This is a genomic window from Polaribacter sp. 11A2H, assembly GCF_011379025.1.
GTDB lineage: Bacteria > Bacteroidota > Bacteroidia > Flavobacteriales > Flavobacteriaceae > Polaribacter.
Genome location: NZ_WTLD01000052.1, coordinates 1 through 833, shown reverse-complemented (window position 1 = coordinate 833; position 833 = coordinate 1). Strand labels below are relative to the sequence as shown.

Here is an 833-nt window from a genome sequence, read left to right as displayed (position 1 = left end):
TTAGGAACTGCTAAAACTGTTACTGGTAAAGATAAAAATGGAGTTACTGTTACAAATGCAGGTACTGTTGAAGTAAAAGCAAATGGTACTTATGAATTTAAACCTGCTACAGGATTTACAGGAACTATAGATGATATTACCTACACCATTTCTGATGGAAATGGTGGTACAGATACTGCTATTTTAAACTTAAATGTAATTGACAATTTTGGAAACAATACGTTTGCAAATGATGATGCCAATGCTGCTAAGCAAGGAATAAATATGGAAGGAAATGTTTTAACAAACGATTTTGATCCAGAAGGGAATACTCAAAATGTTACTACTGCTTCTGTTAACGGAACAGGAATTACGGTGGGAACTTTTGCTGCTCCTGTAGTAAATACTATTGCAGGTATTGGTACGGTTACCATAAACTCAGATGGTTCTTATAATTTTGTACCAGAAGCTGGTTTTACAGGTACAGTACCTGTAACATACACTAAATGTGATACAATTACAGCTCCAACAGTACAAGCATGTGATGAAGCTACTTTATATTTAACTTCTATTCCTGCAGATGTAAATGCAGAAAATGATATCAACCAAACACCAAAAGATACACCTGTAGATGGTCAACTATTAACTAATGATGAAGGTGTAGCAAGTGTAACTGCTACTGGATTTACTTTAGGAACTGCAAAAACAGTTGCTGGAGTTGATGAAAATGGAAATAATGTTGCTAACGCAGGTTCTTTAACTATTAATGGAAACGGAACATATACCTTTACTCCTACTACAGGTTTTACAGGAACAATTGATCCGGTAACATATACAGGAAAAGGCGCAGGTGT

1 protein-coding gene is annotated in these 833 nt (G+C 35.3%); it reads left to right on the top strand.

Translation table 11 applies throughout. The annotated features are described in order from the left end of the window. Positions 1–833, top strand: an 833-nt coding sequence (locus tag GQS58_RS16875; RefSeq protein ID WP_166388056.1) for an Ig-like domain-containing protein, incomplete at both ends; no start/stop codon positions are given.